Source organism: Pseudomonas sp. (assembly GCF_049645325.1).
Taxonomy (GTDB): domain Bacteria; phylum Pseudomonadota; class Gammaproteobacteria; order Pseudomonadales; family Pseudomonadaceae; genus Aquipseudomonas.
In genome coordinates this window covers 1-6,107 of sequence record NZ_JBARTQ010000673.1, presented here as the reverse complement: position 1 = coordinate 6,107, position 6,107 = coordinate 1, and the positions used below count along the sequence as shown (strand labels likewise).

Genomic DNA, 6,107 nt, shown 5'->3' with positions numbered 1-6,107 from the left:
AGCCCAGCGCGGGGCAAGCCCGCTCAGCACAGAGGCCAGGCTCACCACTTAAGCCGGCACACTAAAGAACCCAGCTCAGCACAAAATCCGGCTCACCACAAAAGCCCCGCTCACCAACTCCCCGACGCCCCGCCGCCGCCGCTGGAACCGCCGCCGCCAGACGAGCTGCTGGAGCTGGAACTGGAGCTGCTGGAGCTCGAACCGGAGCCGCCGCCCGAGCCCGAACTCCCGTCCGAAATGCTGGTGATAAACACAATAAACGCCACGACCGAGGCGGCCGGTATCGCGATTATCCAGTCCTGGTAGCCATGTCCAAGCAGCAACCCCACCAACACGTACACCGCCGCCACCGCCAACACGCGCACGATGAAGAAGCGTGGTTTTGTCTTCCAGGATTCACGGATGACAAAGAACAGCCCCACGTACAAACCCAGCACCAACGCGCCGCCAAATGGCATCGCCAGCCAGTGGAGGAAGCTGACCTCGACGAAATGGTTCACCACCAACAGCCCGACGACATACGCCAGCACCGCCATCACGCAGTAAAACACCGCGCGCGCCAGCCACAACGCGCCGAATGTGGCGCCGCCGATCAGCATGGTCAGCGGCAGTACCAAACAGTACAGCGGCCAGTCAGGGCCACCGGCATACATCACCAGCAGCACCGTCACTGCTAGCGTGGCAATCAGCGTCCGGCGCCACTTCAGTTTCCCGGCGGCGATTAACACACCGCCGATGCCGCCCGCAATAAACGCCAGCAATACCGCGATGATCTGCGGGTTAACCTGCCGCGCCGCCTGTTGTGGCAGGTCGCCGCCGTCCACCAGCACGCTCAGGTCGTTGACCGCCTGTTGCACGCCGCCCGCATAGTCGCCCTGGCGAAACGCCGGCGTGATGTGTTCTTCGATAATGCGATGGGCCAACAGGTCGGTGACGGTGCCTTCCAAGCCGTAGCCGACTTCGATGCGCACCTTGCGGTCGTCCTTGGCCACCACCAGCAGGATGCCGTCGTTGACGTCTTTGCGCCCCAGTTTCCAGGCACGGAACAGTTGGTTGGCGTAGTCCTCGATGCTCGCGCCGCCGGTGGTGGGCACCAGCAATACGGCGACTTGCGCGCCTTTGCGCTGTTCGAGGGCGGCGAGTTGGTCTTTGAGGCGCGAGGTGGTGCCCGCGTCCAGCGTATTGGTGAGGTCGATCACCCGCTGGTCTAGGGCGACACCGATGGGCGAGATGTCGGCCTGCGCGGCGCTGGACAGGCCGATGAACAGCAGCGCCACCAGACTCAAGACCGATTGCCGCAGAATCGCCATCATGTTTTGTTACCTGAAGTTTCTTCCTGAAGGGGCGACTTTACCTCATCGGCGCTATAACGCGTGACCCCGCGCCTGCGACTATCTAAACTGCCTGCACGCCCGCATAGCAAAGTGCCATCTTCGAGTAGCCCATGAGCCTAAAGCACCGCAATAACGTCTGTGTGATGGGCAACGGGCCGACGACCTTGGTGTTTTCCCACGGTTTCGGCTGCAACCAGGCGATGTGGAGTTACCTCGCGCCTCAATTCATCGACCGCTTTCGCGTGGTGATGTACGACCTGGTGGGTGCCGGCCTGTCGGACCTGAGTGCCTACGACAAGACCAAATACAATGCGCTGGAGGGCTACGCCCGCGACTTGAACGAGATTATCGACGCCTTCGCCATCGGCCCGGTGATCCTGGTCAGCCACTCGGTCAGCGCGATGATCGCCACCCTCGCCGACCGCCTGGCCCCCGGGCGTCTCGCGGCGCATGTGATGATCGGCCCGTCGCCGCGCTATATCGATGACGTCGGTTATGTCGGCGGCTTCAAGCGCAGCGACATCGACGACCTGCTCGACACCCTCGACAGCAACTACCTCGGCTGGTCCAGCGCGATGGCCCCGGCAATCATGGGCGCGCCGGGGCAACCGGGGTTGAGCCAGGAATTGACCGACAGTTTTTGCCGCACCGAACCCGACATCGCCAAGCAATTTGCGCGGGTGACGTTTATGTCGGACAACCGCCAGGACGTGATCGGCCTGGCCGCACCGGTCCTCATCCTGCAATCGAGCGACGACCTGATCGCCCCGGTGGCCGTGGGCGAATACCTGCACAGCGTGTTGCCCAACAGCAGCTATTGCCTGGTGGACAACGTCGGCCATTGCCCGCACATGAGCGCGCCACAGGCGTGCGCGGCGGCAATGGAGCGTTTCCTGGCACCGTGGGTGGCCGCCCATGCCGGTTGACCTGTTCGACAGCGCCGCCTGCGCCCTGGCCGTCACCGCCGAAGACGGCACCCTGCTGCAGGCCAATGCGCGTTTCAGTGAGTGGCTGGGTTTCAGCACCGCCGAGCTGTGCAGCCTGCGCTTTCAGGACTTGTTGACCATGGGTGGGCGGATTTTCCACCAGACCCACCTGGCGCCGATGCTGCGCCTGCGCGGCAGCGTCACCGAAGTGAAGCTCGACATGCTGCACCGCGACGGGCACAAGGTGACGGTGCTGCTCAACGGCAGCAAGCGCGAACAGGCTGACGCCGTGGTGTACGACCTGGCGCTGTTCGGCACCACCGACCGCGACAAGTACGAACGCGAGCTGCTCACGGCGCGCAAACTCGCCGAAGCGTTGCTGCAGGAAAAAACCGACACCGAAGTTGCGTTGCAACAGGCCCAGGCCGAGTTGCGCGAGGCCTATGCCATCGTCCAGCGCCGCGCGCTGTTTGCCGAGCAGATGGTGGCGATTGTCAGCCACGACTTGAAAAACCCGCTGACGGCCATCCGCATGGCGTCGGATTTTCTCGGCCGGGGCGAGCGCACGGCCAAGGAGCATCAGTTGCTCGGCCACATCGCCCAGTCTTCCGAGCGTGCGCAACGCATGATCGCCGACCTGCTGGACTTCACCCAGGCCCGGGTCGGCCAGGGCATCATCATCAAGGCCGCGCCACTGGACCTGCACAGTGTGATTCAACGCGCCGTGGACGAACTGCGCGTGACCTTCCCCAAGGCCACGCTGGAGCACCAGGCCCACGGCAGTGGCGAGGCGTGCCTGGACGCCGACCGTGTTCAACAGATTATCGGCAACCTGGTGGCCAACAGCGTGGCCTATGGCGACCTGCAACGCCCGATCACCATCACCTCATCCCTCGGCGAAAGCGCCTGCGAAGTCTCGGTGCATAACCACGGCGCGGTGATTCCCGAAGCGCTGCTGGCGGTGCTGTTCGAGCCCATGACCCGTGGCACCGACCAAGGCAGCGAGGTGCGCAGCGTCGGGCTCGGGCTGTATATCGTGCGCGAACTGGCCAAGGTCCATGGCGGCGATGTGGCGGTGAATTCCTGCGCCACACGGGGCACCACGTTTACCGTGACGTTTTAAACCGAGCAGGTGGTGCCTTGCATGATCGGCTCGACGCTGCCGGTCAGCACCACGCCGCCCTGGCCGTCCCACTGCACCGTGACGGTGCCGCCATCGCACTGCACGTCGACCGTGTCGTCCAGCAGCCCACGCCGAATCCCGTTGACCACCGCCCCGCAGCAGCACGAACCGGAACCCAGCGGCACACCGCCGCCGCGCTCCCAGATGCGCAGGCGGATGTGGTTGCGGTTCAGCACCTGCACGAAATGCACGTTGGTCTTGGCCGGGAACAGCGGGTGAACTTCCAGCGCCGGGCCCACGGCCGCCACGTCGATGGCTTCAATGTCGTCGACAAAAAACGTGCAATGCGGGTTGCCCATGCTGCACGCGGCGGGGTCGCCGTCGATGGGCAGCACGCGCGTGTCCACGGCGTGCACCAGCGGCACGCTGGCCCAGTCCAGCGACGGCGCGCCCATGTTCACCGAGACCCGCCGCCCGGGCGCGCGCGTGCAGGTCAGCAGGCCACGGTCGGTGCGCAGCACGATGGACGCGCTGCCGGCTTCGCACATCAGGCGGTCGGCCACGCCTCGGGTGGCGCTGCCGCAGGTTTCCAGGGGCGTGCCGTTGGGGTTCCAGAACTTGATGCGCGCAGCGGCGTCGTCGCAATCGAGTATGACGGCCAATTGGTTAAAGCCGATGCCGGTGTGGCGATTGCCTAGCTGGCGGGCGATTTTTGCGGTGATCGGGTCGTGCTGGCCACGGCGGTCGATGATGATGAAATCGTCGCCGTGGGCGTGCATCTTCACGAACGGCAAGGGCATGGGCGCTCCTGTTGGCGAGCTGAATGAGGGGGTAAGCATACGGGAGTTTCATCCAGGCGGATTCGGCCGCGTGCTAGCGTGAGCGCGTTCGAGCCCAGCAGAGCCCCTGATGAAAAAAATCACCTTCGCCTTGAGCCTTTTGCTCGCCGCAGTTTCCCACGCCAGCCTGGCCGCCAGCCTCTGCCAGCCGGTCGCGTCAACCCCCACAAGCAACGCGTTGCTGGCCGCCGCCCAACGCCATTTGGGTGATGTGCCCAACCCGCTGGCCCATGTGCACACCGAAGGCACGCTGCCGAACCATGGCATCCGCGAGCAGAGCATCGCCGCCGAAAAGGACTGGCCGCTGATGCGACAGGCGGCGCTGGCATGGCGCATCAGCGGTGACCCGCGCTACCTCAAGCAGGTCGACGATTACCTGGCGGCCTGGGCTGACGTCTATCAGCCGGACTTCAACCCGATCGACGAAACCAACCTCGACATGCTGATCAACGCTTATGCGCTGACCGCCGACCATCTGCGCCTCGAAACCCGCGCTGCGAGCCGTCGTTTGATCAGCACGCTGGGCAATGGCTACATCGCCCACATCGAGCAATTCCACGGGCAGAAAAAAGGCACGCAGACCAACAACTGGCAGAGTCACCGGGTCAAATTGGTCACCGTGGCAGCTGCCGCGCTTGGCGACCGGGCAATGCTGGAGCAGGCCCACCAGCTGTTTAAACAGCAAATCGCCGACAACGTGCTGCCCGACGGCTCGGTGACTGACTTCCAGGACCGTGACGCCCTGCATTACGTGGTCTACGACCTCGAACCCCTGGTGCAAGCGGCGCTGGCGGCCAAGCCCTACGGCATCGGCGGCGACTGGCTGACCCTCAGCGCCAATGGTGCCTCCCTCGGCGCGGCCCTCGACTGGCTGGTGCCCTATGCCACAGGTCAACGCAGCCATCAGGAATTCGTGCACACCCACGTGCAATTCGACAAAGACCGCGCGGGCGTGGGCGAAGCCGGGTACAGCGGCACCTGGCAACCCAAGAGCAGCGCCACGCTGTTCTGGCTGGCGGCGCAATTGAGCCCGCGTTATTTGCCGGTGGCCAAGCAGTTGGCGGATCACCCGGCGGACTGGATCAGTGCCTGTTATTTGAAGTAAGCCCCGCTAGACTGGCGCGGTGTCTCTTTCAAAGGATTGACCATGCTTATTGTATTCAGCGGCCTGCCCGGTACCGGCAAAACCACGATCGCCCGCGAACTGGTGCGCCAGACTGGCGCGGTTTATCTGCGCATTGACGTGATCGAACAAGCGCTTCGGGCGGCCGATGTATTGGCGGGTGATGTCGGCGCCAGCGGCTATGGCGTGGCGAACGCCGTGGCGCTGAGTAATTTGCACGTGGGGCACAGGGTGATCGCAGACTGTGTGAACCCGGTCCGCGAAAGCCGGGAGGCCTGGCAAGCCGTGGCCTCGGCGGCAGGCGTTGAACTGCTGGATATTCGGGTGATGTGCTCAGACCGGCAGGAGCACCAACGCCGCGTGGAAGCACGCAGCGGCGATATACCCGGGCTGACGCCGCCCAGTTGGGAATCGGTGTTGGCGCATGAGTATGAGGTTTGGGATGAGCCGCCACTGACGATCGACACAGCCCTCATGACACCTGAGCAGGCCGTCGCGATTGCCCTGGCAAACCTCAAACCTGAGGCGAACAGGGCCAGATGATGACGCGCTTATGGTGATGAATAGGCGCTCTGTGGTGACTGGGCTTTCTGTGGTGACTGAGCTTTCTGTAGTGACTGAGCTTTCTGTGGTGAGCGGGCTTGCCCCGCGCTGGGGGGGCGAAGCCGCCCCAACCAAGCCACCTCATTTACTCAGACACTCCGCGCACTCCGGTTTCAGGGCGGCTTCGCCCCCCAGCGCGGGGCAAGCCCGCTCACCACA

The 6,107-nt window shown here is 64.2% G+C and carries 6 protein-coding genes; 4 read left to right on the top strand and 2 right to left on the bottom strand.

All coding sequences use genetic code 11. The annotated features are described in order from the left end of the window. Positions 1-110 precede the first annotated feature (110 nt). Positions 111-1,313 (bottom strand): TPM domain-containing protein, encoded by a 1,203-nt coding sequence (locus WBB95_RS28885; protein ID WP_424490687.1) that lies wholly within the window; start codon positions 1,311-1,313, stop codon positions 111-113. 131 nt (positions 1,314-1,444) lie between these two features. On the opposite strand from WBB95_RS28885, the gene WBB95_RS28880 reads away from it, so the two are divergent. Together WBB95_RS28880 and WBB95_RS28875 are read left to right on the top strand one after the other, a co-directional pair. Further along, complete coding sequence (locus WBB95_RS28880; protein WP_424490686.1) at positions 1,445-2,260, top strand: alpha/beta fold hydrolase; 816 nt, start codon at positions 1,445-1,447, stop codon at positions 2,258-2,260. Next, positions 2,250-3,383 (top strand): ATP-binding protein, encoded by a 1,134-nt coding sequence (locus tag WBB95_RS28875; protein ID WP_424490685.1) that lies wholly within the window; start codon positions 2,250-2,252, stop codon positions 3,381-3,383. The genes WBB95_RS28880 and WBB95_RS28875 overlap by 11 nt, the downstream gene beginning before the upstream one ends. Here WBB95_RS28875 and dapF read toward each other — a convergent pair. Continuing rightward, positions 3,380-4,183, bottom strand: coding sequence for a diaminopimelate epimerase (gene dapF / locus WBB95_RS28870; RefSeq protein WP_424490684.1), 804 nt, complete (start codon positions 4,181-4,183; stop codon positions 3,380-3,382). The two genes, WBB95_RS28875 and dapF, sit on opposite strands and share 4 nt — an antisense overlap. A gap of 109 nt (positions 4,184-4,292) precedes the next feature. Between dapF and WBB95_RS28865 the strand changes: the two genes are divergently transcribed. Then, positions 4,293-5,327, top strand: a complete 1,035-nt coding sequence (locus WBB95_RS28865; protein WP_424490683.1) for an alginate lyase family protein — start codon at positions 4,293-4,295, stop codon at positions 5,325-5,327. Between the two features lie 42 nt (positions 5,328-5,369). Then, complete coding sequence (locus WBB95_RS28860; RefSeq protein ID WP_424490682.1) at positions 5,370-5,888, top strand: AAA family ATPase; 519 nt, start codon at positions 5,370-5,372, stop codon at positions 5,886-5,888. Positions 5,889-6,107 lie beyond the last annotated feature (219 nt).

Bases quoted from the DNA above. Each gene is read 5' to 3' on its own strand.
- WBB95_RS28885 (WP_424490687.1), bottom strand. From the start codon at position 1,313: ATGATGGCGATTCTGCGGCAATCGGTCTTGAGTCTGGTGGCGCTGCTG.
- WBB95_RS28875 (WP_424490685.1), top strand. From the start codon at position 2,250: ATGCCGGTTGACCTGTTCGACAGCGCCGCCTGCGCCCTGGCCGTCACC.
- WBB95_RS28880 (WP_424490686.1), top strand. From the start codon at position 1,445: ATGAGCCTAAAGCACCGCAATAACGTCTGTGTGATGGGCAACGGGCCG.
- dapF (WP_424490684.1), bottom strand. From the start codon at position 4,183: ATGCCCTTGCCGTTCGTGAAGATGCACGCCCACGGCGACGATTTCATC.
- WBB95_RS28865 (WP_424490683.1), top strand. From the start codon at position 4,293: ATGAAAAAAATCACCTTCGCCTTGAGCCTTTTGCTCGCCGCAGTTTCC.
- WBB95_RS28860 (WP_424490682.1), top strand. From the start codon at position 5,370: ATGCTTATTGTATTCAGCGGCCTGCCCGGTACCGGCAAAACCACGATC.